This is a genomic window from Chryseobacterium sp. LAM-KRS1 (assembly GCF_013184525.1).
GTDB classification, from domain to species: Bacteria; Bacteroidota; Bacteroidia; order Flavobacteriales; family Weeksellaceae; genus Chryseobacterium; species Chryseobacterium proteolyticum.
Genome location: NZ_JAAOIZ010000001.1, coordinates 436,262 through 458,813 on the forward strand (window position 1 = coordinate 436,262; position 22,552 = coordinate 458,813).

The following is a 22,552-nucleotide window of genomic DNA, read 5'->3' on the forward strand; positions in this document are numbered from 1 at the left end:
ATATAGATATTTTATAACGCCATAAATTATTTGTTCAAAGAATATCTCCACAAGAATATGGAGTATTCCAAGAAATAACCGGATAAATACTCAAGAATGATGGTCATTATTTACACGTCTTTGATAAAATCTTCATATTCATAGTAGAACCTTTCAAAGCCATCCATTTTTTCGACAAAAAATTCAAATATTTCGCTCCACGTATTTTTATTGAAAATTGAAACATGATGCTTTTCAATCCAGATCTTACTGATAACTTTTCCGTTTTCCAGTGTAAAAAACTCATCTTTATTAAAATCTCCCACATAATCTTTTAGAATGTCCTCCAAAGACCATATCTTTTCATAATATGCATTTCTGAAAATCTCATCCTTCATTTCAATATCCAGAGATACTTCGGCTTTTTTATTATCCGCATGGAATTTGAAAGAAAAATCTTTGATCTTGGTATCGTACAATATCCATTTTCTTGGAAAAGATTTCCCAAAGGCGGTCCAAAATTCTTTCTTTAGTTGCTGTGCTTCTTGTTTACTGAACATACCGCAAATTTAATGAATTATGAGGAAAAGGGAGGGGGGAGAGCGGAAAAGACGAAAAAAGTTACTTATTGGTAAAATTGTAAATTCACTTAATCGATAAAAACGTCTTAAGGCTGGAGAAAGATATAGTAAAGATTGAAATCTTAGAGTTTGATAAAAGAAAAAAAGAGCTATCAAAAAGCGATCTTGCAACTCAGTGATTTTGCTATTTTCTATTCCAACAGCTTCACAATTAGATGATTTCGCTATTCGGTAAATTAGCAATTTCACGACTTACCACATATGAAACTATTTTCTTAAATTTGCTGTAATGCTGTCAAAAAAATCTCAATATGCTTTTAAGGCACTTTCATATCTTGTAGAAAAAAGAAATGAAGGGCCAACCCTTATTTCTGAAATTGCGGAACATAAGAAGATTCCGCTTAAATTTCTGGAAAATATTCTGCTTGAACTCAAGAAATCTGATATCCTTGATAGCAAGAAAGGTAAGGGTGGTGGATACTTCTTTAAAGAAAATCCTGCCGATGTAAAACTGGCGAAGATCATTCGCCTGGTTAATGGTCCTATTGCAATGCTTCCGTGTGTAAGTCTTAATTTTTATGAAAAATGTGACGATTGCAACGAAGATCATTGTGGTTTGCACGATGTCCTCATTGAGGTTCGGGATGCTTCGCTTAAAATTTTAGAAGAAAAAACATTAATGGATCTGATCGACTGATCGGGTCCTTTTTTTTGAATTGTTAGTCTACTTTTTTGGTAGGATAATTATTTTGTTTGATATTTGCAGGATGCCAAATGAACAAACTATGATTTCAAAAAATGGTGCAGATACACTAATGTGGCTTTTGCAGAAGGAATGCAGAGGCCAGCTTACCAAAAATATGTTCTTACCTGAAAGTGTTGTTAAACTAATACTTGTATAGAATGGTCATCTCAAGAAAAATGCAGGTAAGGTTGAATGTATTACTGGTAACGGTTGCTATATTGGTTATTGTTGTTTTTTCCATGTACAGCATGGGGTATCTTGATGAACTGACCCATATCCTCGCAAAAGACAATTATATATTTTACTGGATGTTGTTGGTGGGGGTTTTTGCAGAAATTGTTGCCGGATCAATGGGAATGGGTTATGGTGTGATTTGTACAACAACACTGCTCTTTCTTAATATTCCGCCCCATATCGTAAGTGCAAGTATTCATTCTGCTGAAAGCTTTACAACTGCTGCGGGAAGCATCAGTCATATCAAATTGAAGAATGTAAGCAAGACATTGGTTAGAAAACTAGCTATTCCGGCGGTTATAGGAGCCATCATCGGTGCATTATCCCTTACGTATCTTGGAGAATACTACTCTAAAATTACCAAAACCATTATTGCATTTTATACTTTATATCTTGGTTTTCAAATCTTATCCAACGCTTTTAAGCCTAAACAAAATAAAGCCCTGAAAAGAAAAACGAATCTCACAAGCCTGGGGCTGATCGGAGGGTTCATAGATTCTTTTGCAGGGGGAGGATGGGGCCCTTTGGTTACAGGGACTTTAATTAAGAATGCTTTTACTCCCAGATTTGCAGTAGGAAGTTCTACTGTAGCCAAGTTTATTTTAACCATAACTGCCGCAATAACCTTCTTTTTTACCCTTGGAATTCAGCATTGGAATATTATTCTGGGTCTTTTGATCGGAGGAATCATAACCGCACCGTTTTCAGCAATGCTCACTGCCAGATTACCGGTGAAAAAGATGTTTTTATTCATAGGAAGTCTGGTTATTGTAATGAGTCTGATAACCATATACAAATCCATTTTCAAATAGTACGATTATTGTGGAAAAATAAAAGGGTCAAAACGATTTTCAGTTTTGAAAATATTTTACTTTTACAGCATAATAAATAGCATATGAATTTACATATTGTTGCGCTTTTTAAGTTTAATGAAAATTACTTGATGGAAGCGGTAGAATTGTTTCAGACCCTGGTAAGAGAAACAAGAAAAGAAGAAGGCTGCCTGCAGTACGACCTTATTGAAGATAAGGATAATAAAGGAACTTTTTTTCTGATAGAATTATGGGAAACATCAGAACACCATAATAATCATCTGGGGCAGGATCATCTTCTCAATTTCCGTACGGATTCTTCCAGAATGATGGAAAGCTCAACGGAAGTATACAAAGGATTTAAAATCTACTAACAAACCCAATGTTAAAAGGCTGTTTACCATTGTAGACAGCCTTTTATTAGAAAAAATAGAAAGTATTAAAATTTAAGATTTTTATTTTACGATTAACTTTTTGGTTTCACTATTTCCACCATAAGTTATTTTAATAAGATAGGTTCCTGAAGGAAGCATAGATAAATTAAGGTCTTGCTTATAGAAACCAGTTTGATTGGTAAGCTCTGATTTATAGACCTGTTTTCCTGAAAGATCATATACTTCTACACTTCCTTTATTGTTTGCCTTTTCTTTTACATCAAAAAGTACGGTCACTTTTTTATCAGCTGTTGTAGGATTAGGATACAATCCAAAGGAAGCTTTGGTGCCAACCTCTTTGATTCCTAAAGTTGAGCTGATATTTTTATATTTAAAATACATATTTCCTGTAGACGCTCCACCGTTAGAAGTAAAATACATTCTGTAATATTCCGAACCTTGTTTTACATAGTAAACAACATCATTATAAATCCCGGATGTTGGTTTCCATGAATGGCCGATTGATGTAATATTCGAGGAAAAAGCTGTGGATACTGGAATGTTTGAAGTTGCAACTTCCTGTGTTTCCGGTTGAACTTTTGCAACCTTAGTAGTAGGACTCTGAATAACTCCAGACATTCTGTACATCATAATATTCATATAGAATGTCCAATATCTTGTAAACATCAAATCCCAGTTTGCCTTTGGTGGTTCAAGATTAGCTACTTTGTCTCCTGTAGTAAATGAAAAGTAATTAAAGTAGGCATCATCTGTTCCGTTCGCAATTGTTTTGGTTTGCGTTGCTTCCCACGATGATCCGTTCCATTTAGAATACTTAAAAGTATAACCACCAAAGTAATCGGTAATCATAAATTTTACATAAGTATTGGTAGAAAGGTATTTTAAAACAAAAATTACTTTTCCATCGATATGATGGGTTCCTCCGTTATAGTCTCCCCATCCGTACGTAGCTGAACCTTGCTCAAATGCTCCTTCCTGTAGAGAAGTCGTCTGGTCCGGGTTATATAATGGAGATCCCCATGATGCTATATTGGCGATATTAATATTGTCCCAATCCGCTGGTACTGCAGAGGCCTGGTAAACCTCTATATTTTGGGCGTCATTGATTCTTGTTCCAAAACTCATACTTGAATTTCTAAAAAATGCAATATCCCATGAATCTGCAGGTTGCGAAATAATATTATTTGTACTGAAGTCAAAGAATACCCGGTTTTGATAGTTGGGACCAGTGGTTAAATTGACCGTTGTATACCCATTAACATCTGTTTGGGCTAATACTGTTTGATGTACAGCCAGTGCAAGCATTGAAGTCAAAAGTAGTTTTGTTCTCATCTCTTATTGTTAATTATTTAGAATTATTCTACAAAAGTATATATTTATTTTTAATGATTCTAAATAAAAATATGACTTTTGTCGTGTTTTAAGATTAATTTTTTAAAACTTTAGCTTGATAGTAGACCCTTTAATGGATTTTGTAACAGAAAAGGCTGACTTCAAAAAAGCCAGCCTTAACAAAACATAGGTTAATATCTAATAGATCTTATTTTTTGATGAATTTTGATTTTGTGACTGAGCCGTCTTTTGTTTCAATAGCAATATAATAGATACCTGTTTGTAATGTGCTGATATCGAATCTTTGATTATTTAACTTTCCTTCAGCTACTTTTTGACCCGCTGAAGAATAAACCTCAATATTTTTAAGATCTTTCTTAGTTACAAATTGCAATGCTGTGTTTTCTGGGTTAACAGCAAATTGGATAGCATCTTTTGATTTGATAGGGTCAGATACAGCCAGACTTGATGTTGTATTATAGACCACATTATCAATTTGGATCGCCACATGGCTTGCTGTTGGTGTAAATTTGAAAACAATGTAGGTAGAAGCGGATGCAGGAATATTTACATTCACATTCACATTAGTACCTACGGTTGATAATGTTACAGGATTTCCAACAGGTGTAAATGTAGACATATCTGTTGGATTGGAAGCCAGCCCAATTTGAATACTGCCCGGACCAGGCGAAGGAGATACTAAGCTGGTAGTAAATGATAACGATTTATCTCCTGCAGGAGCAACAATCTGAGGGGTAATTAAATACGAAGGCTCGCTTGTATTGTTTCCCGAGTAAGCCTGAACAGCTTTGTTTGCATCAGTTGTAACGATCATTAACGGCGCTGGGGGAAAGGGCATCGGATTGGGCGCTAGTTTAGCAGTCCATCCGTTTTGGGGGAAAGTTGTGCTGCCTGAAGTGAAATTATCAAAATTCTCATTTATTGTTGGTAACTGAGCATTAATGGCAATCGCAGAAAACATTAAAACTCCAGAAAGTAATTTTAGTTTCATAACATTATTTTTATTTAGAATTATTCGACAAAAGTAATAAATTATTTTTATCTGTTCTAAATAAAGCATTATATTTGTCGAAAATTTGTGTCTATGAAGAAGAAGGTGCTTTCTATACTCTCATTATCCATCGTCTTTTGGATGAATGCACAGGAAAAAGATTCTCTTAATCAGAAAAAAATTGAAGAAGTTGTTATCACAGGACAGTATATGCAGCAATCGATCAATAAATCGATTTATAAAGTTGAAGTTATCGATGCTGAACAAATAAAAAATATGGCGGTGACCAACGCTGCTGACGTTCTTAACCAAACACTTAACATACAAATCACTCCAGATACCAATTCCGGAAATTCAACTGCTAATATCATGGGATTAGGCGGGAGCTATGTCAAAATTTTGATAGATAATATTCCGGTTGTAGGAGATACGGGTTTAGGAAGTAATATAGACCTTACGAAGATCAGTTTAAGTAATATTGAGAGGATTGAAGTTGTAAAAGGAAGCATGGGCGTGGAATATGGTAATGGTGCACTGGCAGGCGTTATTAATATCATCACTAAAAAAAGCAGTCATAAAAAATTAAGCATAAGAGCGGCACTACAGGAGGAAACGGTAAGGGATGGCTATGATTTAAGGAAAAGAGGGAAAGGCAGACATATTCAGAATGTGAATGTAGGTTACAACTTTAACGATCACTGGTTTACCAATATAAGTTTTAACCATAATCAGTTTATGGGCTATCAGGGAAATAGTGAAGGATATAAGTATTTCGGACAGGATAATAAACGGGGTTATGAATGGAATCCAAAAGATCAGTATGAAGCAACAGGATTGATCAAGTACACTAAGAATAAAACTTCAGTTTTCTATAAAATATCTTACTTAAGCGAAAAATTTAATTTTTATAATCCTAAAGTTGACAGAATTTCACTTAATGACGGGCAGGGTGGTGTAACCTATACAAGTACAGACAGAGAATATAATACAGAGCGTTGGCTTCATCAGTTGAATATTCAGACCAGCCTGGGCCAGATCCGCTACACGGGAGATTTCTCTTATCAGAATCAGGATCGGAAGTACTTTGATTATGTATATGATATACCCAACAGAGCTAAAGATACCCATTATGATGAAAGATCTTATTACAAGACCGATGTATTTTATTCAAGAGGAATGTTCAGTAATTTTCTCGATAACAAGAAATTTGACTTCCAGTTAGGCTACGAATTAGACCATACCAACGGGTATGCTGCATTAATTGCAGGGGATTTTGACGGGCAAAATATCAGAAGAAAGATTTTTACCTATGGCAACTTTATTTCTGCAGAGTGGAATGTTTCGGATAAATTCTCAGTAAGACCCGGAGCAAGATTATCCCTTAGCAATAAATTTGATAATCAATTCAACTATTCGGTGTCTGCAAGGCTGAAAACATCTGAAAATTCCAATCTAAGAGGTATTTTCGGAACAGCCAATCGCTATCCTACCTATGATGAAATGTTCACTTATTTCGTTAACGTAAATCACGACATTCAGGGAAATCCTGATCTTACTCCTGAAAAAGGATATTCTGTTGGTGCATTCTGGGATCAGGGCTTCACCATAGGAGATGGATGGAAATTCAATTATAATCTGGAAGCTCTGTACGTTGATCTGAAAGATAAAATTGAAATGGTTATGATTAAAAGACCGTCCACTTATAAGTACATGAACATAGATACCTACAGAAGCCTTTTGTTTGGCGCCAATGCCAATATTGTCAAAGACCAGTTTACTTTAGGAGTAAGGACTTCCTTAAATGGTATTTCTGTGTCAAAACAAGATATGGATATTGCCTCCCCAACGGACTTTCAGTATAATTTTCAGACAGGAGCTAATGTTTCCTATAAACTAAAAAATGCAGGAACTGCTTTTAATCTTTATTATAAGTATACGGGGCCGTCAAGGCTGTATGTATTAGAAGGCAATGCATTCCGCTTAGGGAAAAATGATGGATTCCACATGATGGATTTTATTGTAAGCCAGCCATTCTGGAAAAACCAGCTTGAGCTTTCTGCAGGAGTTAAAAACATTTTTGATGTTACTACCATTAATTCCACTGCAAACGGAGGAAATGCACATACTGCAGGATCTGATCGTTTGAATTTGTACTATGGAAGAAGCTATTTCGCAAGATTAATGTATCAATTCTAAAAAAAATATATCATGAAGTATTTAAAGATATTTTCATTTCTATTCATTATTGCTGCTGTACAGTCTTGTCTTTCAGCTGATGAAGATCCTGTTCAGGTTCCCAAGATGGCAGGTTCTGAAGTAAGCGCCGATGTAGGCGGACCCACAGAAGCCAATCAGGTTTGGATCGACTTAAGTGATGCAAAAAATCATACGATCAATAAAAGGACAGACTGGGATCTTGGATTTTATACAGGAGATGAATATAGGGTAATTTTAAATGGGTCGATCGCAATGGCTGTTGCTAAAATTCCTAATACTACAAACATCAATACAGTAAAAGAATCTGATGTAGCCGATCTGAAAGAAAAAGTTCAGGTAGGTACATTTGATGCTGCTAATATGAAGTATGTGGATAATCCTGATGGTAATTTTTTAAACCAGTCTTCAGCGATAGAGCCTATCAAAGAGAACGATGCTGACAATCCTGTTTATTTGGTTAACCTGGGACGAAATTTAGCAGATCCAAACTCTAATATTGCTGCAGGATCTGTTTCATTATCATCCGATCCCAGAGGATGGAAAAAAATTCAGATTTTAAGAGCTCCTAACGGATATAAACTAAGATATGCCGACATCAATGCAACTACCTACCAGGAGTATATGATAACAAAAGATACAGAATACAATTTTAATTTCTTCAATCTTAAAACGGGTGCTCCGGCTACAATCCAGCCAAAGAAAAAGAATTGGGATTTAGCCTTTACCACATTTACTAATGAAGTTTTTATGGGCCCGGGAAATAGTGCAGGAAGCTATTTTTATGCTGATTTCATAATCACCAATACGGCCAGTGGAGTGAGTGCGTATCAGGTAACGGCTTCCGGAAACCTGGATCAGGCCTATAACTCATTTAAGTTAAGCAATGTAGATCAGGCGAAGCTTGTATCTACTGATCAAAGAGCAATTGGGGATAAATGGAGAACGACTACCGGAACAAGCGAAGTGCCGGGGGCATTCGTGTACGCTGACCGTTTCTTTGTATTAAAAGATGCTGAGGGCTTTTACTTCAAGCTTAGATTTAATAAAATGAAAGATCCTCAGGGAAATCGGGGGCATGCCAGTTTTGAATTTGAACCTTTATAATAAATCAATAAATAATATATCATGAAAAAGATAATTTTAGTAGCATCAATCCTTCTAGCAGTAGCTTCCTGCAAAAAAGCCGAAAGCGCAAAACAGGAAAATACAGCAGAAACAAATGCCTCACAAACGCCGAAAACAAATAATAAAATTGTGACCTTAAATGGAGGCATCACAGAAATAGTGAGTGCTTTAGGTCATGAAAAAGAAATTGTAGGAACTGATGTTACCAGTACCTATCCTGAAACTTTAAAAGCAACAGCTAAAGATCTGGGACATGTAAGATCAATGACCATTGAGCCGATTATGGCCGTAAATCCTACATTAATTTTAGCGTCTGATAAAGATATAAACCCTGAGCTATTAGGAAAAATAAAGTCTTCAGGGATAAAAACTGAAATCTTCAAACAGGAATATTCAGTGGAAGGAACTAAAAAATTAATTGAGCAGGTAGCAAAAGCTATTGGCAACACAGATTACCAGAAACTGAATGATAAAATCGATGCGGATCTGAAACAGGTTCAACCGATTGCTAAAAAACCTAAAGTACTGTTTATTTATGCAAGAGGAAATATGCTGATGGTTTCCGGTACAAAGACACCAATGGATGCTTTGATCGGTCTTGCAGGCGGACAAAATGCAGTTACGGAATTTGAAGATTTCAAACCGCTGACCCCTGAGGCTGTAGTAAAAGCGAATCCGGATGTGTTATTCTTTTTCTCATCAGGCTTACAGGGTGCAGGAGGAAACGAAGGAGCGCTTAAAATGCCAGGTGTTTCTCAAACAAATGCCGGCAAGAATAAAAAGATCATTGCTATGGACGGAGGACTTGTTTCAGGATTCGGACCAAGATTAGGAGAGGCTGCAGTAGGATTAAATAAGTTATTAATTGAAAACACAAAGTAAACTATACTTTTATCTATCTATAAGTACCATACTGCTTGCTATCATAGCGGTATGGTCGCTTAGTACAGGAGTTTATAATTTTAACGGAGCTTCTCCGTATAAAGTTTTGTGGGAGGTTGTAAAAGGAAATGGAAATATATCGCCTAGCGATACATACGTGATATGGGATGTCCGTGCTGCGAGAATCGTTATGGCAATCTTAATTGGAAGCATGCTGGCGGTGTCCGGAACAGGATTGCAAGGACTTTTTAAGAATCCTTTGGCGACTGGGGATCTAATAGGACTTACCTCGGGAGCAACATTACTTGCAGCCATTGCTATTGTTTTAGGAGGACATTTCAAACAGTATCTTCCTGAGGTAGTACAATTTTCACTGGTGGGTATTTCTGCTTTTATCGGGGCTTTTCTATCCATGATGCTGGTATACAGGATTTCTACCAGCGGAGGTAAAACAAACGTGGTAATGATGTTGCTAACCGGTGTAGCTATTACGGCAATTGGCTTTTCAATTACCGGGTTTCTGATCTACATTTCAAAAGATGAACAATTGAGAGATCTTACTTTCTGGAATCTTGGGAGCTTGGCTGCAGCCACCTGGACAAAAAATATTGTTTTAGTTATTGTTTTGATTATCTCATATATTGTTTTAATCCCAAAAGGAAAAGCATTGAATGCCATGATGTTGGGTGAAAAAGATGCACAGCACTTAGGGATCAATGTAGAAAAACTTAAAAAAGAAATCATTATTGTCGTAGCATTAATGGTGGGAACTTCGGTGGCATTTTCGGGAACGATTGGTTTTGTAGGTCTTATTGTACCTTATATTTTAAGGCTTTTGTTCAAATCGGATTATACTTTTATATTACCGTTGTCTGCTGTTTGCGGAAGTATTTTGCTGTTGACCGGCGATACATTCAGCAGAAGTATTGTGGAGCCTTCGGAATTGCCAATCGGTATCCTCACGGCATTAATGGGAGGGCCGATTTTTATAGCCATTTTAATTAAATTTAAAAAATCACTCTAATGATAAAGGCGCATCAGATCAGCTATAAACACAAAGAATTTCATATTCTGGATGGAGTGGACGTATCATTGGAATATGGTGAGTTTTTAGCTATTGTAGGACCCAATGGAGCTGGAAAATCAAGTCTATTAAGTGTTCTGGCCAACGAGGTGAAATCCGGAAAGCAAAAAGTTTTGTTTAAAAACAAACCTGTTAACGAGTGGAATGTAGTTGAGCTTTCCAGGCATAAGGCTAAATTCTCCCAGCACAACAGCAATGATATTCCTTTGGAAGTAAAAGATGTTGTCATGATGGGGCGTTATCCCTATTTTGATGCGCAGCCGAGAAAAGAGGATCTGGAAGCCATGAACAATATGATGTATGAAACAGATGTTTTTCATCTGAAAGACCGTGAATACAATACCCTGTCCGGTGGGGAAAAGCAGAGAGTACATCTTTCACGGGTGCTGGCACAACTACAGAATGATATTGCCCACAAACTACTGTTCCTTGATGAACCACTCAATAACCTTGATGTTAAACATCAATACAAGGCATTGGAGATCATGAAAAGTTTTACAAAACAAGCAAACAGTGCTGTTGTGGTTTTACATGATTTAAATCTGGCGGCTCAATACGCCGATAAGATATTACTCATGAAATCGGGAAGGGTTTCAGCTTATGGAACACCACAGGAAGTTTTTACTGCCGAAAATATAACTAAGGCATACAACTTTCCCTGTACCATCTGCGAGCATCCTATTACTAATAACCCAATGATCATTTTTGGATAACCATGGAAAAAGATGAACTTAAAATACTCGCTCAAAACTTAGCCAATCCTCAGGGAGAAAAAGGCATTGAGATAGGCGAGATGATGAATGCAACCAATATCAGCATGACTTTGGAAAGCATCAAAACACTTTTGATAGAAGATAATGAATCTATCCTTGAAATAGGACACGGAAATGCGGGGCATCTGAAAAATATCCTGAGTAGAGCTCAAAATCTGAAATATACAGGGATTGACATTTCCGAAACAATGTATAATGAGGCCCGGAAAATGAATAAAGACTTTGAAGGTCAGGCAGATTTTATATTGTACGAGGGACAAAAGCTCCCTTTTGAAGATAGGGTTTTTGATAAGGTTTTCACTGTTAATACGGTTTATTTCTGGGAAGAGCCGGTGGCATTCCTGAATGAAATTTACAGGGTTTTGAAGGATGACGGGACTTTCGTACTCACCTTCGGGCAGCGAAGATTCATGGAAACCCTACCGTTTACAGAATACAACTTTACCATGTACAGCAATAATGAAATGGAAGAACTTATCTCAAGGAGCCATTTCAAAAGAATGAAAATTTCGGAGAAAGAGGAGGATATCCCAAGTAAATCCGGAGCTGAAACCATACATAGAATTTATACAGTTTTAACCATAAAAAAATAAATAAAATGAGCACATTAGTTAACGAATTAAGAGAAAAGTGGGACGCTCTAAAAGAAGAAAATCCACATTTAAGAATAAGAAATGCGGCTTTACAGTTAGGTGTAAGCGAAGCTGATTTATTAGTAACTAATATCGGTGAAGGGGTAACCGTTCTGAAACCGGAATTTCAAAATATTTTAACTGATGTTGAGCAATTGGGTAAGGTGATGGCTCTTACCCGTAATGACGAATGTGTACACGAGAGAAAAGGAATTTACCAGAACGGTGACTTCAGCAGCCCTCATGCACAGCTTTTCGTGGGAGAAGATATTGATCTCAGGATCTTCCTGAACTCCTGGAAGTTTGCTTTTGCAGTTGTGGAAGGAGATAAAAAAAGCCTTCAGTTTTTCGGAAAAGATGGATTAGCTCTTCACAAGATCTACCTGACAAAAGATAGCAACGAAAAGGCTTTTGATGCAATCGTTGAAAAATATAAGGCCGAAGATCAGAACGGTGTGTTCTCTTTCGAAGCTATTGCTCCGAAACCGGCAGAAAAACCGGATTCTGAAATTGATGCCGAAGCTTTCAAAAAAGCATGGGTTGAATTGAAAGATACTCATGATTTTTTCATGATGACAAGAAAATTCGGAGTGAGCAGAACTCAGGCTCTAAGACTGGCTCCGGAAGGTTATGCGAAGAAAATAGATAATGCTAAAGTGGTAAACGTCATGGAGGATGCTTCCGAGAAGAATGTTCCGATTATGGTTTTCGTTGGAAACAGAGGAATTATTCAGATCCATACCGGTCATGTGAAAAAGACGCTTTGGCACCAGCAGTGGTTCAACGTAATGGATCCTGATTTTAACCTGCATCTGGATGTTACCAAGATTGAAGAAGCGTGGATCGTAAAAAAGCCAACTGAAGACGGTGAAGTAACGGCTATTGAAATTTTCAATAAGGAAGGTGATTTTATCGTTCAGTTTTTTGGAAAAAGAAAACCTGGAATTCCTGAACTGCAAGAGTGGAAAGACCTTGTAGCAGAATTAGAAAAGTAATAGTTAGATGATTTGATTTGGACCGTTTTGTTTTTAAGATCAGAGCGGTCTTTTTTTAGGTGTTACATCGCAAAAAGACTAAATTGCAAAAGGATTGAAAGGCAAAAAGATGATAGTAAAAAGGCTCATTTGCGATTAAATAGTTCACCGATCTAGCCTTTAAGTCCTTTCACCCTTAACCAAAAATAATTACAATGAAAAATATTTTCGTATCAATATTACTGATTATGTTTTGTGCATTAAATGCCCAAAATTTCAGAGCTTATCGGTTTTATGATAAAGAAGGAAAAGAAATAGAAACAGAGCGTTTGGTGAAAGAACTTGCCAGTTATGATGTTATTTTTTTTGGTGAGAATCACAACAGCTCCATCAATCATTGGCTTCAGCTGAAAGTGACCGAAGCATTATACCAGAAGAAAAACGGACAGATTATTTTAGGAGCGGAAATGTTCGAGAGAGATAATCAAGCTCAGTTAAATGATTATTTAAATGGGAAATTCGATGCCAAAACACTAAAGGACTCTGCACGCTTGTGGAATAATTATGCAACGGACTATAAGCCGCTGGTTGACTTTGCTAAAGAAAAAAAGCTAGGTTTCATTGCAACAAATATTCCCAGAAGGTACGCTTCCCAGACGGCAAAAGAAGGTCTGGAATCTTTGAATAGATTGTCTGCCAAAGAAAAAACATACATTGCCCAGTTGCCTATCAAAGTGAGTTTAGACACACCAGGATATCCTGAAATGAAAAAAATGATGGGAGACCATGCAGAAGGAACAAAAGTAATGAACTTCATTTCAGCTCAGGCAACCAAAGATGCTACGATGGCAGAATCCATCCTCAAAAATATCCAGCCCGGTAAAACTTTTATCCATTATAATGGTAATTATCATAGCAAGGAATTCGGTGGAACCTATTGGTATGTTAAACAAAAGAACCCCAATCTTAAAATGGCGGTGATCTCAGTTTTTGAATCGGACGATCCTGAATTGAAAGTTCCCGGGAAAGACTATATCCCAACAGATTTTAATTTGATTATTCCAGCCGATATGACGAAAACTTTTTAATTTTGAATGTTAAAAAGGTTGTACAATGTAAAAAGTATTCATGTATAATGATTTTGGAGGTCAGCTGAGAAATTGTATTCTTTTAATAAATGCAGGAGGAATATGTAATTTAATATTACATTAATATAATTATTTAAAAAGATTTCTCATTACACTTTATTTCATTCGAAATGACAACAATAAAAAAGGCAGCTTAGATAATCATGAATACATTTTACATCAATACATGAATACATTAATAATTAAAAAATGAAAAAATTATCTTTCCTGCTGCTTTGCTTCGTTAGCCTGGCTAATGCGCAAAAGCTGACCTCAAATGAAATTACAATAATTAATCAGGGAGATATTGGTTCTCCGCTTCCGATTTATCAGACAACAAATGCTGATCAGCACAAAACATTACTGAGTATTTCCAGTGAGGCTGATCCTGTTGATCCTAATACGGCGATACTGGTTAAAAGGATGAAGGAATCTCTTCTTTCTACCGATGGAGGAGTAGGAATAGCAGCTCCGCAGGTGGGTATTAACAGGAAAATAATCTGGGTTCAGCGTTTTGATAAAAAGGATAATCCTTTAGAGTATTTTATAAATCCTGTGATCATCTGGAGATCCGAGCTTCAAAACCTGGGGCCCGAAGGAGATCTGTCCATTCCTGAATTCAGGGATCAGTTTTACAGGAGCAAAGTTATACAACTGGAATATGTTGATTTGAAAGGTCAGAAATACTCTGAGATTGTAGAAGGTTTTACAGCCGTTATTTTTCAGCATGAGATAGACCACCTTTTTGGAATTTTGATTTCTGATAAAAAAGAAAAAGAAAAAAATGATGCTTATCTGAAAATAGATGCTTTTCAGAAAGTTAAATAAAAAAACCGGCAGCCAAAAATTGGCTGCCGGTTTTTTTATTTTTCAATTTTACTTAAAATAATATTGATGGAATTTTTAAGTTGCAACAGGTCTTCAGGTTGAACATTGATCTTTTTCATAATCTTTTCAGGGACACCACACGCATTTTCCTTTAAATTTTTCCCCTGTTCAGTCAGAAATACCTGTACCACTCTTTCATCTTCTTTTTTACGGTTTCTCGAAATAAAGCCTTTGCCTTCTAATCTTTTGAGTAAAGGCGTTAATGTACCACTATCCAGCAGGAGTTTGTCACCGATCTGAGTAACTGGCAGGCCATCCTGTTCCCACAATACCATCATCACGAGATATTGAGGATAGGTAATATCCAGTTCATCAAGAAAAGGACGGTACAAACCTGTGATCTCCTTTGCGATTGCATATAAAGGAAAGCAGATCTGATTTTCCAGTTTTAGGTTTTCCGAATTTTCCATAACAATAGAATATGAATTGGGAATTGATATTATTTTCTGATGATAAATTCATCCATAGGAATACGTACTTTTTTCATAGAAGCCAGCCAGTCTTTTTCTTCATCGCGGTATCCCAAGTACAGCAAACTTACACTTTTTAATCCTAATTCTTTCAAACCAAGAATTTCATCTACCACCTCATTACTGAATCCTTCTGCCGGTGTACTGTCGATTTTTAATTCTGCTGCCTGAGCCAAAGCTAAGCCTAAGGAGATGTAAGTCTGACGGGCGGTATGTAAAAAATGCTGTTCAGGAGTCTGCGCACCGTAAATTTCTTTCAATTTATCTGTATAGCTGTTGAAACGGCCTTTCGGAAGATCTCTTACATCAGTATGGTAGTCATACACTTTATCAATTTTCTCATTGGAATAATTATCCCACGCTGCAAATACAAGCACATGAGAAGAATCTCTCATCACTTCAGGGTTTAAAGCACCCTGAACCATTTTTTCCTTTAATTCCTGATTATCTACTACAATGATACGGAAAGGCTGTAAGCCGGATGAAGTAGGAGCCAACCTTGCAGCTTCTAAAATCGTATTTAAATCTTTTTCCGATACTTTTTTTGTTGGATCATATGCTTTCACAGCATGTCTCCAGTTTAAATTTTCTATTAATGACATTGTTTTATTTTTTGTGAAATAATTTTATGGGACAAAGTTATAACAAAATTAAATTGCTTGCAATTTAATTTTAAATAATATATTTTAGATAAAATCGATAATAGAAATATCACAAGTTTCGGATTTCGTAAAATAGACCATATTCCAATCTTTGCTGTATAATTTTAAAACAAAATACAATGCAAAGATTTATCAATCAGTATGCGCTGATAACGGGAGGAACGAATGGAATGGGGTATGCAGTTGCTGAGCAGTTTATCGGAGAAGGCGGAACTGCTATAATTACCGGAAGATCTGAAGAAACCGTGCTTAAAGCAACTGAAAAGTTAGGAAGAAAAGGAGTAGGGATAGTGTCCGATGCAGGTAATATGAAAGACCTGATGCATTTACAAAACGAAATAAAACAATACACTGAAAATATTGATCTCGTTTTTGCCAATGCAGGGTATGGGAAATTTAAGCCGATTGAAAATGTGGACCCTGAGGATTTCGATGAACTGTTTAATATTCTGGTAAAAGGACCTTTCTTTACCGTTCAACAAATGTTACCATTAATGAAAAAGGGAAGTTCGGTTATTTTTAATACTTCAGTAGCTACAGAGATTTCAATGCCTAATTTCTCTGTTTACTCGGCTGCAAAATCAGCTGTGCAATCTTTTGTGAAGACTTTTGCCACTGAGCTGTTGGAAAGGGGAATCCGGGTAAACGCTATTAGTCCCGGGCATATTAAAACCAATATCTTCAATAATACCGGACTGAATAAAGAGCAGATTGAAGATGCCGTTCAGCATATTATTCCTACAATTCCGTTTAAACGGCAGGGAGATCCATCGGAAATAGCAAATACGGTGCTTTTCCTTGCTTCCAAGGAAGCGTCTTATATCCATGGAGCCGAAATAAAAGTAGATGCCGGAATTTCTGTGATAAGATCCTAGGAAAAAGTTATTGGATGTCATTAACCTGTTTAATAATATTGGTTTTGTTCTCAATACCGATATTATAGGCCTTACCTCTTTTCAGGCTTTGGTTTAACTTTTCCAGAAGAGTTTTATAGGAAGAATCTTTTTTTGACACATAAAAAACCTGCGCGCTGATTCCAATAGAGATACGCATAAAATCCCCGGGATGATCGGGGTCTTCCGTAATCTGACTGATTGTTGCATTTTTGTACCAGGTTAAATTCTGTGAACCCGAACTACCGGAGCAGGATGTTATCATACAAAAAAATAATAGTAATGTCCATACTTTCATAAAAATAGTGTTATTATATAACAGCACCTGCCCATTTACAGAATCAGCAGGTGCTGTAAAATTATCAATTAATTAAAATCCACAGCTTGATACATCCGGTGCAGGTGAAGGAGAACATCCGGAAAGCAGTGAAAATTTAGTCAGTACACAATTGGTATTGATCAGATTGTTGTCATACAGGTAAGAATTACTAGGACTTCTGTAATAAACATTTCCTGCAGTATTAACATAAGAGGAAACAGATGCAGATCCGCAAGAGGTGTTAACGCAAGCGTTTCTCCATGCTGTATCTGTTACAGGACCGCTTGAAAATAGTGAAGGATCAATAATTCTTTTTTCCGTTACTCCGGAAGCATTTTTATAGCTTACCAATATTGCAACGTGGTAGCTCCACGCCACACAGCAAGTTCCTGTTGATGCCTTTAGGTTTCCGTATACAAATTGTTTTTCACAGTCATAGCCGTTGTTCATTAAGATTTGTCTCATCTTATGGGCTCTAGCATAACATCCGTCTACAGGATATCTGAATGTGATGCATGGTGAGGACGCCGTAGAGGTACCGCAAGACTGATTCTTTATTTGATTGAATAAAGAATTTAATGTAGCTACATCAGGAATTACACTCGCCAATTTATTGGTTTGCCCTTTTACTTCTTTTGTCAGGATCGTTTTAAAATATCTTACGTCTTCCGGACTTGCAGACTCCACTTTTCCTATTTCATTGCTATTAGGCTTTAAGAAAATGTGTACAGGAGATTCATTCTTAACAGCCTGTCTAAGCATTCCGATATACTGCTCATTTTCTTTGGTCGGCTTAATTTCATAGAATTGCGCAGTTAACATAAATGACACCTTTATCATTCCGTTTTCTTCGTCTATCCCTACCGGTACAGTCTTTCCGAAATCTTTCAGCTTAGAATCATTTACACTTAGTTTTTCCTTTCCGTTGATTTCCTGATTCCCGTTGGAATCGGCACAGGAATTAAAAGTTAAGACGGTCACAAAGGCCATCATTGATAAAAAAAGATTTTTCATAATAATTGTAATTTGTAGTTTAATGGTGAGTTTTTGTTAAGTTGGTTGGTTATTTTAACTCTTATTTACTTCACTTTTTGGTGAAAATAAAATTAATAAAAAAAATAACATAAGCAAGTTATTTTTATAAAAACCAAAATTTTTAGTAATAATTAAAGTGTTTTGTTCATTAAAAACTACCGTTTTAATAAGTGCTAATAATGGCTCTGTGAATTTTACGATGAAAAAAAATCAGGTTTACCTATTTTATCCGTGCAGGTTGCCAGCGGATTGGTTATTTCTTAATTAAGCTGCTTTGCAATACAATATCTCTGATTAATTTTTCAAAATAATAGTACAGCGTATTTATCTCGCTCATCTGATTTTCCATGATAACAATACTCACATCAGAAGAGGGCACATAAACATTCAATGAAGTAAAGCCATCTCCGAGACCGGTATGACCAAAATAGCTGACTCCGTGATCCTTTACAATACGAATAGCATATCCGTAACCCATCTTACCGGTTCCGAATACATCATGTTCGGAAAATACGGATGGACTTATTAATAATTGATAGGTATCTGCGTTTAGGATTTTGCCTTTATGAAGAAAATCATTCCAGACAGATAAGTCCTTTGCTGTGCTTATTACTCCGTCGGCTGGCATATTTTCATCATTGATAAAAGAGTCATTGGAAACAGTTAATCCTTTTTCATTACTCATATGCCCCGAAACCAGCTTCTTCAGATCCGATTTCGCATAGCAGAAAGTATCTTTCATTTTAAGCTGCTTGAACAGTTCATTAGCCAATTGAGAGTAAGATTGATGGCTGACATTTTCGATGATTTTTCCTAACAAGATATAGGAAAGGTTACCGTATTTGAAATCAGAGCCCGGTCTAAATGCCAAAGGTTTCTCGAGATCAACAATCCCATGGGTATGGTTAAGCAGCTGATGAACTGTTACTGAATCAGCCCAGGGCTGAGATAGTGATGGAAGGTACTTTTTTATAGGAGAATGTAAATCAACTTTTCCTTTTTCAACCTCTTTTAACAATAAAACGGCGGTGATCTGTTTGGTGTTGGACATGATTTCAAACTGATCATTTGGTTTTAAAGGAATTCGTGTCTTAGCATTTTCTATACCGTAAGCTCTGGAGTATTCAACCTTTCCGTTTCTGGTAACGAGAACAACCCCATTGAAAGTTCTTGGGCTCTTAACCTGAATTAGGCTATCGATCTTTTGTTTGTATTTATCCTTTTGCGCAAAACAGATCGAAGAAATGGATAATAACAGGTAGCAAAAAAATCGGGTTAATAGTTTCATTGGACTTTCAGATTTATTAATTGCGCTAAAAACACAATGCAAAATACTAAATATGTAGGAGATTTTTCGATTTTTTATCCATATGATTCAGCCAAAAGTATATTTAAATACTATTTTTAATAAGGACAAATCATATATGATCAAAGACTCTGTGGAATAGCCGAATGATAAAAGATTAATATGTTTTTCCTTAGGAATCTCAACTTTATAAGATTAGACTCCTAAGGAATAATAAGAAAAGTAATTTTTAGAAATTGGTAGTAGTTGCAGATTTTTTATTAGAAATCTCAGCTCCAAAAACATCTGCAAAATGTTTTGTAATTTTAGATTTGATATCTTCCATTTCCTGAGGGGAAAGTTCTCTTTCAAGTTCTCTTTTCAGAGAGGTCACCTGTTTATCTTTGATACCACAAGGAATGATATATTCAAAATAGCGCATATCGGTGTTTACATTAAGGGCAAAACCATGTAAAGTTACCCAACGGGAAGCTTTCACACCCATTGCACAAATTTTCCGGGCATACGGTTTTCCCACATCCAGCCAGACCCCGGTCTCTCCCTGGGAACGCTCGCCCTTAAGGCCATATTCGCCAATGGTTCTGATGATCACTTCTTCCAGGTTTCTCATGTATAAATGAATATCTGTAAAGAAATTTTCAAGATCTAAGATCGGATAACCTACAATCTGCCCGTATCCATGATAGGTAATATCTCCGCCACGGTTTACTTTTACAAAAGTAGCATCAATCTCTTTGAGTTTATCAATTCCCGCCAGCATATTTTCTTCATGTCCGCTTTTTCCTAAAGTATAAACATGGGGATGCTCCACCAAAAGCAAATGATTAGGTGTGGTAATATGTTCTTCAGCCGGTAAATCGCGGTTTTTTATTTTGGTATCAATGATATCTTTCATCAGTTTTTCCTGATAGTCCCATGAGGACTGATAATCTCTTGTACCCAGATCTTCGAATTCTACTACTTTATTTTGATGTGTATTCATAATGAGCGTCTGTCTTTTTTTATGGTCCTGTGGAAAGACTTGTACCATTTTTTAGACATACAAATTTAGTGATTTTTAATTCTTTATTGAATTTATAAAATCTATGGCATTATTCTTCCAATCTTTATCCTGTAATAGAACATTGACGAATGCTGTTCCTATGATTCCGCCGTCTGCCTTTTCCGTTACACTTTCAAAATCTTTTTTCGATTTTATACCAAAACCGATCATTACTGGATTTTTTAACTGAAGAAGAGATATCCTGGAAAGATAATCTTCATTTTTTAATACGGCATTTTCATTTCCTGTTGTGGATGAAGAACTTACCGCATACAGGAACCCTGAGCTTAAAGAATCAAGATATAAGATCCTTTCATCTGAGGTTTCAGGTGTGATCAGAAATGTAAAGTTGAGATGATATTTCTTCAGGATTTGCTGATAATTCTTTTCAAATTCAATAGGAGGAAGATCAGGGATAATGAGTCCGATAACGCCACTTTCCGAGCATTCTTTGCAGAAATTTTCAAAACCAAAACTTAAAACCGGATTGATGTATCCCATTAAAATAATAGGAATTTTAATTTCAGTTTTAATGGATTTCAGTTGTGATAGTAATTTCTCAATGGTCATTCCATTTTCCAATGCAAGTTCATGTGCTTTCTGTATAACGGGACCGTCAGCAACCGGATCCGAATAAGGCATTCCGATTTCCATCATGTCCGCACCGGCATCCTGTATGAGTTTTATAATATCTGCAGTATCTTCCAATTGCGGAATCCCTGCTGTGAAGTATATATTGAGTTTTTTCATTTTTGTATAGAGGTTAGATGTTAGATAGTAGAGTTTAGAAGCTGAATTTTGTATTTAGAAATTAAGAAAAATTCTAATTTCTAATCTCTAACTTCTAATTTCTCTTAAATAAGTTTCCATATCCTTATCACCACGCCCGCTCAGGCAGATCACCACGATGTCATTTTCGTCGAATTTCTTTTTATCCAGGACGGCCAGAGCATGTGAGCTTTCAAGGGCAGGAATAATTCCTTCCAGTTTTGTGAGCTCAAAAGCTGATTTCAGGGCTTCATCATCGTTGATGCTGAAAAATTCCGCACGCTTTTCCTTAAATAAATGAGCATGGAAAGGCCCGATCCCGGGATAATCCAAGCCGGCAGAAATTGAATGAGGTTCGATTACCTGACCGTCGCGGGTCTGCATGACAAGGCTTTTGCTTCCGTGTAAAACGCCTAAAGTTCCAAGAAAAGTGGTGGCCGCAGATTTTCCGGATTCCACCCCGAAGCCTCCTGCTTCTGCCGCAATAATTTTTACATTTTCTTCTTCCACAAAATGGTAAAAAGTTCCAGCTGCGTTACTACCACCTCCTACGCAGGCAATCACATAGTCAGGATTCTCTCTTCCTGTTTGTTCATGAAGCTGTTCCCTGATCTCTTTTGATATGACGCTTTGAAATCTTGCAACCAAATCGGGAAAGGGATGAGGTCCCACAACGCTGCCTATAACATAATGAGTTGTCACGGGATTATTGATCCAATCTCTTAAAGCTTCATTTACAGCATCTTTTAATGTTTTTGATCCCGAAGTTGCCGGAACTACTTCTGCACCCAGCATCTTCATTCTTGCTACATTTGGAGCTTGCCTCTGAATGTCAACTTCACCCATGTAAACGATACATTTCAAACCAAGCAATGCGCAGGCGGTAGCAGTAGCAACGCCGTGTTGTCCGGCTCCGGTTTCTGCAATAATTCTGGTTTTTCCCAATCGTTTTGCCAGTAAAACCTGGCCTAGTGCGTTATTGATCTTGTGTGCACCGGTATGGTTAAGATCTTCTCTTTTCAGATAAATGTTCGTTTTGTACTGGTTGCTCAGATTTTTGGCAAAATAAAGAGGAGTAGCACGCCCCACATAATTTTTCAGTAAATCCTGATATTCTGCCTGAAACTCCTCAGATTCTATAATTTCAAGATAGTTTTTTTGAAGCTCTTCTACATTTGGATAAAGCATTTCAGGGATAAAAGCTCCTCCGAATTCTCCATAATATCCATTTTGATCAGGGTTTTTATAATTCATTTTCATTGTTG

Annotated in this window: 24 protein-coding genes; 13 read left to right on the forward strand and 11 right to left on the reverse strand. The window is 36.5% G+C overall.

The genetic code is table 11. The features are described 5' to 3' along the window. Nucleotides 1-110 precede the first annotated feature (110 nt). Nucleotides 111-539: a DUF4268 domain-containing protein gene (locus G9C87_RS01920; RefSeq protein ID WP_172277554.1), complete on the reverse strand. Its 429-nt coding sequence runs from the start codon at nt 537-539 to the stop codon at nt 111-113. Nucleotides 540-849: 310 nt separating this feature from the next. Between G9C87_RS01920 and G9C87_RS01925 the strand changes: the two genes are divergently transcribed. The 3 genes from G9C87_RS01925 to G9C87_RS01935 all read left to right on the forward strand — a co-directional run bounded on the left by G9C87_RS01925 (nt 850) and on the right by G9C87_RS01935 (nt 2,725). Continuing rightward, nucleotides 850-1,257, forward strand: a complete 408-nt coding sequence (locus G9C87_RS01925) for an RrF2 family transcriptional regulator (RefSeq protein WP_172277557.1) — start codon at nt 850-852, stop codon at nt 1,255-1,257. 206 nt (nt 1,258-1,463) lie between these two features. Then, nucleotides 1,464-2,351, forward strand: coding sequence for a sulfite exporter TauE/SafE family protein (locus tag G9C87_RS01930; RefSeq protein ID WP_172277560.1), 888 nt, complete (start codon nt 1,464-1,466; stop codon nt 2,349-2,351). Nucleotides 2,352-2,434: 83 nt separating this feature from the next. Continuing rightward, a complete protein-coding gene (locus G9C87_RS01935) occupies nt 2,435-2,725 on the forward strand; it encodes a putative quinol monooxygenase (RefSeq protein WP_172277563.1) in 291 nt (96 codons plus the stop codon). An 81-nt stretch (nt 2,726-2,806) separates the two neighbouring features. On the opposite strand, the gene G9C87_RS01940 is transcribed toward G9C87_RS01935, so the two are convergent. Both G9C87_RS01940 and G9C87_RS01945 read right to left on the reverse strand, forming a co-directional pair. After that, nucleotides 2,807-4,078: a T9SS type A sorting domain-containing protein gene (locus G9C87_RS01940; protein WP_172277566.1), complete on the reverse strand. Its 1,272-nt coding sequence runs from the start codon at nt 4,076-4,078 to the stop codon at nt 2,807-2,809. 208 nt (nt 4,079-4,286) lie between these two features. Further along, nucleotides 4,287-5,090, reverse strand: a complete 804-nt coding sequence (locus G9C87_RS01945; protein ID WP_172277569.1) for a T9SS-dependent choice-of-anchor J family protein — start codon at nt 5,088-5,090, stop codon at nt 4,287-4,289. 93 nt (nt 5,091-5,183) lie between these two features. Between G9C87_RS01945 and G9C87_RS01950 the strand changes: the two genes are divergently transcribed. The 9 genes from G9C87_RS01950 (at nt 5,184) to G9C87_RS01990 (ending at nt 14,732) form a co-directional block, all read left to right on the forward strand. Further along, on the forward strand, nt 5,184-7,286 hold the full coding sequence (locus tag G9C87_RS01950; RefSeq protein WP_172277571.1) for a TonB-dependent receptor plug domain-containing protein: 2,103 nt from the start codon (nt 5,184-5,186) through the stop codon (nt 7,284-7,286). Nucleotides 7,287-7,298: 12 nt separating this feature from the next. Then, nucleotides 7,299-8,411 carry an HmuY family protein gene (locus tag G9C87_RS01955; protein ID WP_172277574.1) on the forward strand — a complete coding sequence of 371 codons (1,113 nt, stop codon included), beginning with the start codon at nt 7,299-7,301 and terminating at the stop codon, nt 8,409-8,411. 21 nt (nt 8,412-8,432) lie between these two features. Further along, a complete protein-coding gene (locus G9C87_RS01960; RefSeq protein WP_172277577.1) occupies nt 8,433-9,314 on the forward strand; it encodes a hemin ABC transporter substrate-binding protein in 882 nt (293 codons plus the stop codon). Continuing rightward, nucleotides 9,298-10,338, forward strand: a complete 1,041-nt coding sequence (locus G9C87_RS01965) for a FecCD family ABC transporter permease (RefSeq protein WP_172277579.1) — start codon at nt 9,298-9,300, stop codon at nt 10,336-10,338. The genes G9C87_RS01960 and G9C87_RS01965 overlap by 17 nt, the downstream gene beginning before the upstream one ends. Then, nucleotides 10,338-11,111 carry a heme ABC transporter ATP-binding protein gene (locus tag G9C87_RS01970; RefSeq protein WP_172277582.1) on the forward strand — a complete coding sequence of 258 codons (774 nt, stop codon included), beginning with the start codon at nt 10,338-10,340 and terminating at the stop codon, nt 11,109-11,111. Before G9C87_RS01965 ends, G9C87_RS01970 begins: the two co-directional genes overlap by 1 nt. Before the next feature lie 2 nt (nt 11,112-11,113). Further along, on the forward strand, nt 11,114-11,764 hold the full coding sequence (locus G9C87_RS01975; RefSeq protein WP_172277585.1) for a class I SAM-dependent methyltransferase: 651 nt from the start codon (nt 11,114-11,116) through the stop codon (nt 11,762-11,764). Nucleotides 11,765-11,769: 5 nt separating this feature from the next. Continuing rightward, on the forward strand, nt 11,770-12,798 hold the full coding sequence (locus tag G9C87_RS01980) for a hemin-degrading factor (protein ID WP_172277588.1): 1,029 nt from the start codon (nt 11,770-11,772) through the stop codon (nt 12,796-12,798). Nucleotides 12,799-12,992: 194 nt separating this feature from the next. Further along, entirely contained in the window at nt 12,993-13,865 is an 873-nt protein-coding gene (locus G9C87_RS01985; protein ID WP_172277591.1) for a ChaN family lipoprotein, read from the forward strand. A 249-nt stretch (nt 13,866-14,114) separates the two neighbouring features. Further along, the gene (locus G9C87_RS01990; protein WP_172277594.1) at nt 14,115-14,732 is read left to right on the forward strand and encodes a peptide deformylase; all 618 of its coding nucleotides are present in this window, start codon (nt 14,115-14,117) and stop codon (nt 14,730-14,732) included. A 35-nt stretch (nt 14,733-14,767) separates the two neighbouring features. Here the strand turns inward: G9C87_RS01990 and G9C87_RS01995 are convergent, their stop codons facing one another. Together G9C87_RS01995 and G9C87_RS02000 are read right to left on the reverse strand one after the other, a co-directional pair. Further along, nucleotides 14,768-15,202, reverse strand: coding sequence for a MarR family winged helix-turn-helix transcriptional regulator (locus tag G9C87_RS01995; protein ID WP_172277597.1), 435 nt, complete (start codon nt 15,200-15,202; stop codon nt 14,768-14,770). A 29-nt stretch (nt 15,203-15,231) separates the two neighbouring features. Next, nucleotides 15,232-15,864, reverse strand: a complete 633-nt coding sequence (locus G9C87_RS02000; protein WP_172277599.1) for an NAD(P)H-dependent oxidoreductase — start codon at nt 15,862-15,864, stop codon at nt 15,232-15,234. 179 nt (nt 15,865-16,043) lie between these two features. On the opposite strand from G9C87_RS02000, the gene G9C87_RS02005 reads away from it, so the two are divergent. After that, nucleotides 16,044-16,799, forward strand: coding sequence for an SDR family oxidoreductase (locus G9C87_RS02005; protein WP_172277601.1), 756 nt, complete (start codon nt 16,044-16,046; stop codon nt 16,797-16,799). A gap of 7 nt (nt 16,800-16,806) precedes the next feature. On the opposite strand, the gene G9C87_RS02010 is transcribed toward G9C87_RS02005, so the two are convergent. From G9C87_RS02010 to trpB, 6 genes are all read right to left on the reverse strand, one after another. Continuing rightward, a complete protein-coding gene (locus G9C87_RS02010; RefSeq protein WP_172277604.1) occupies nt 16,807-17,082 on the reverse strand; it encodes a hypothetical protein in 276 nt (91 codons plus the stop codon). Nucleotides 17,083-17,187: 105 nt separating this feature from the next. Next, on the reverse strand, nt 17,188-18,150 hold the full coding sequence (locus tag G9C87_RS02015; protein ID WP_172277607.1) for a protein-glutamine glutaminase: 963 nt from the start codon (nt 18,148-18,150) through the stop codon (nt 17,188-17,190). 274 nt (nt 18,151-18,424) lie between these two features. Next, complete coding sequence (locus G9C87_RS02020) at nt 18,425-19,459, reverse strand: serine hydrolase domain-containing protein (protein ID WP_172277608.1); 1,035 nt, start codon at nt 19,457-19,459, stop codon at nt 18,425-18,427. A gap of 247 nt (nt 19,460-19,706) precedes the next feature. Beyond that, on the reverse strand, nt 19,707-20,459 hold the full coding sequence (gene lipB, locus G9C87_RS02025; RefSeq protein ID WP_172278320.1) for a lipoyl(octanoyl) transferase LipB: 753 nt from the start codon (nt 20,457-20,459) through the stop codon (nt 19,707-19,709). A gap of 75 nt (nt 20,460-20,534) precedes the next feature. Next, on the reverse strand, nt 20,535-21,269 hold the full coding sequence (trpA, locus tag G9C87_RS02030; RefSeq protein ID WP_172277610.1) for a tryptophan synthase subunit alpha: 735 nt from the start codon (nt 21,267-21,269) through the stop codon (nt 20,535-20,537). 87 nt (nt 21,270-21,356) lie between these two features. Then, on the reverse strand, nt 21,357-22,541 hold the full coding sequence (gene trpB, locus G9C87_RS02035; protein ID WP_172277612.1) for a tryptophan synthase subunit beta: 1,185 nt from the start codon (nt 22,539-22,541) through the stop codon (nt 21,357-21,359). Between the last annotated feature and the right edge of the window lie 11 nt (nt 22,542-22,552).

Excerpts from the sequence above, each read along its gene's own strand:
- trpB (WP_172277612.1), bottom strand. The coding sequence starts at position 22,541 with ATGAATTATAAAAACCCTGATCAAAATGGATATTATGGAGAATTCGGA.
- trpA (WP_172277610.1), bottom strand. The coding sequence starts at position 21,269 with ATGAAAAAACTCAATATATACTTCACAGCAGGGATTCCGCAATTGGAA.
- G9C87_RS02010 (WP_172277604.1), bottom strand. The coding sequence starts at position 17,082 with ATGATAACATCCTGCTCCGGTAGTTCGGGTTCACAGAATTTAACCTGG.
- G9C87_RS01945 (WP_172277569.1), bottom strand. The coding sequence starts at position 5,090 with ATGAAACTAAAATTACTTTCTGGAGTTTTAATGTTTTCTGCGATTGCC.
- G9C87_RS01935 (WP_172277563.1), top strand. The coding sequence starts at position 2,435 with ATGAATTTACATATTGTTGCGCTTTTTAAGTTTAATGAAAATTACTTG.
- G9C87_RS01975 (WP_172277585.1), top strand. The coding sequence starts at position 11,114 with ATGGAAAAAGATGAACTTAAAATACTCGCTCAAAACTTAGCCAATCCT.
- G9C87_RS01930 (WP_172277560.1), top strand. The coding sequence starts at position 1,464 with ATGGTCATCTCAAGAAAAATGCAGGTAAGGTTGAATGTATTACTGGTA.
- G9C87_RS01980 (WP_172277588.1), top strand. The coding sequence starts at position 11,770 with ATGAGCACATTAGTTAACGAATTAAGAGAAAAGTGGGACGCTCTAAAA.
- G9C87_RS01970 (WP_172277582.1), top strand. The coding sequence starts at position 10,338 with ATGATAAAGGCGCATCAGATCAGCTATAAACACAAAGAATTTCATATT.
- G9C87_RS02005 (WP_172277601.1), top strand. The coding sequence starts at position 16,044 with ATGCAAAGATTTATCAATCAGTATGCGCTGATAACGGGAGGAACGAAT.
- G9C87_RS02020 (WP_172277608.1), bottom strand. The coding sequence starts at position 19,459 with ATGAAACTATTAACCCGATTTTTTTGCTACCTGTTATTATCCATTTCT.
- G9C87_RS01955 (WP_172277574.1), top strand. The coding sequence starts at position 7,299 with ATGAAGTATTTAAAGATATTTTCATTTCTATTCATTATTGCTGCTGTA.
- G9C87_RS01985 (WP_172277591.1), top strand. The coding sequence starts at position 12,993 with ATGAAAAATATTTTCGTATCAATATTACTGATTATGTTTTGTGCATTA.
- G9C87_RS01990 (WP_172277594.1), top strand. The coding sequence starts at position 14,115 with ATGAAAAAATTATCTTTCCTGCTGCTTTGCTTCGTTAGCCTGGCTAAT.
- G9C87_RS02015 (WP_172277607.1), bottom strand. The coding sequence starts at position 18,150 with ATGAAAAATCTTTTTTTATCAATGATGGCCTTTGTGACCGTCTTAACT.
- G9C87_RS01925 (WP_172277557.1), top strand. The coding sequence starts at position 850 with ATGCTGTCAAAAAAATCTCAATATGCTTTTAAGGCACTTTCATATCTT.
- G9C87_RS02000 (WP_172277599.1), bottom strand. The coding sequence starts at position 15,864 with ATGTCATTAATAGAAAATTTAAACTGGAGACATGCTGTGAAAGCATAT.
- G9C87_RS01940 (WP_172277566.1), bottom strand. The coding sequence starts at position 4,078 with ATGAGAACAAAACTACTTTTGACTTCAATGCTTGCACTGGCTGTACAT.
- lipB (WP_172278320.1), bottom strand. The coding sequence starts at position 20,459 with ATGAATACACATCAAAATAAAGTAGTAGAATTCGAAGATCTGGGTACA.
- G9C87_RS01920 (WP_172277554.1), bottom strand. The coding sequence starts at position 539 with ATGTTCAGTAAACAAGAAGCACAGCAACTAAAGAAAGAATTTTGGACC.
- G9C87_RS01950 (WP_172277571.1), top strand. The coding sequence starts at position 5,184 with ATGAAGAAGAAGGTGCTTTCTATACTCTCATTATCCATCGTCTTTTGG.
- G9C87_RS01960 (WP_172277577.1), top strand. The coding sequence starts at position 8,433 with ATGAAAAAGATAATTTTAGTAGCATCAATCCTTCTAGCAGTAGCTTCC.
- G9C87_RS01995 (WP_172277597.1), bottom strand. The coding sequence starts at position 15,202 with ATGGAAAATTCGGAAAACCTAAAACTGGAAAATCAGATCTGCTTTCCT.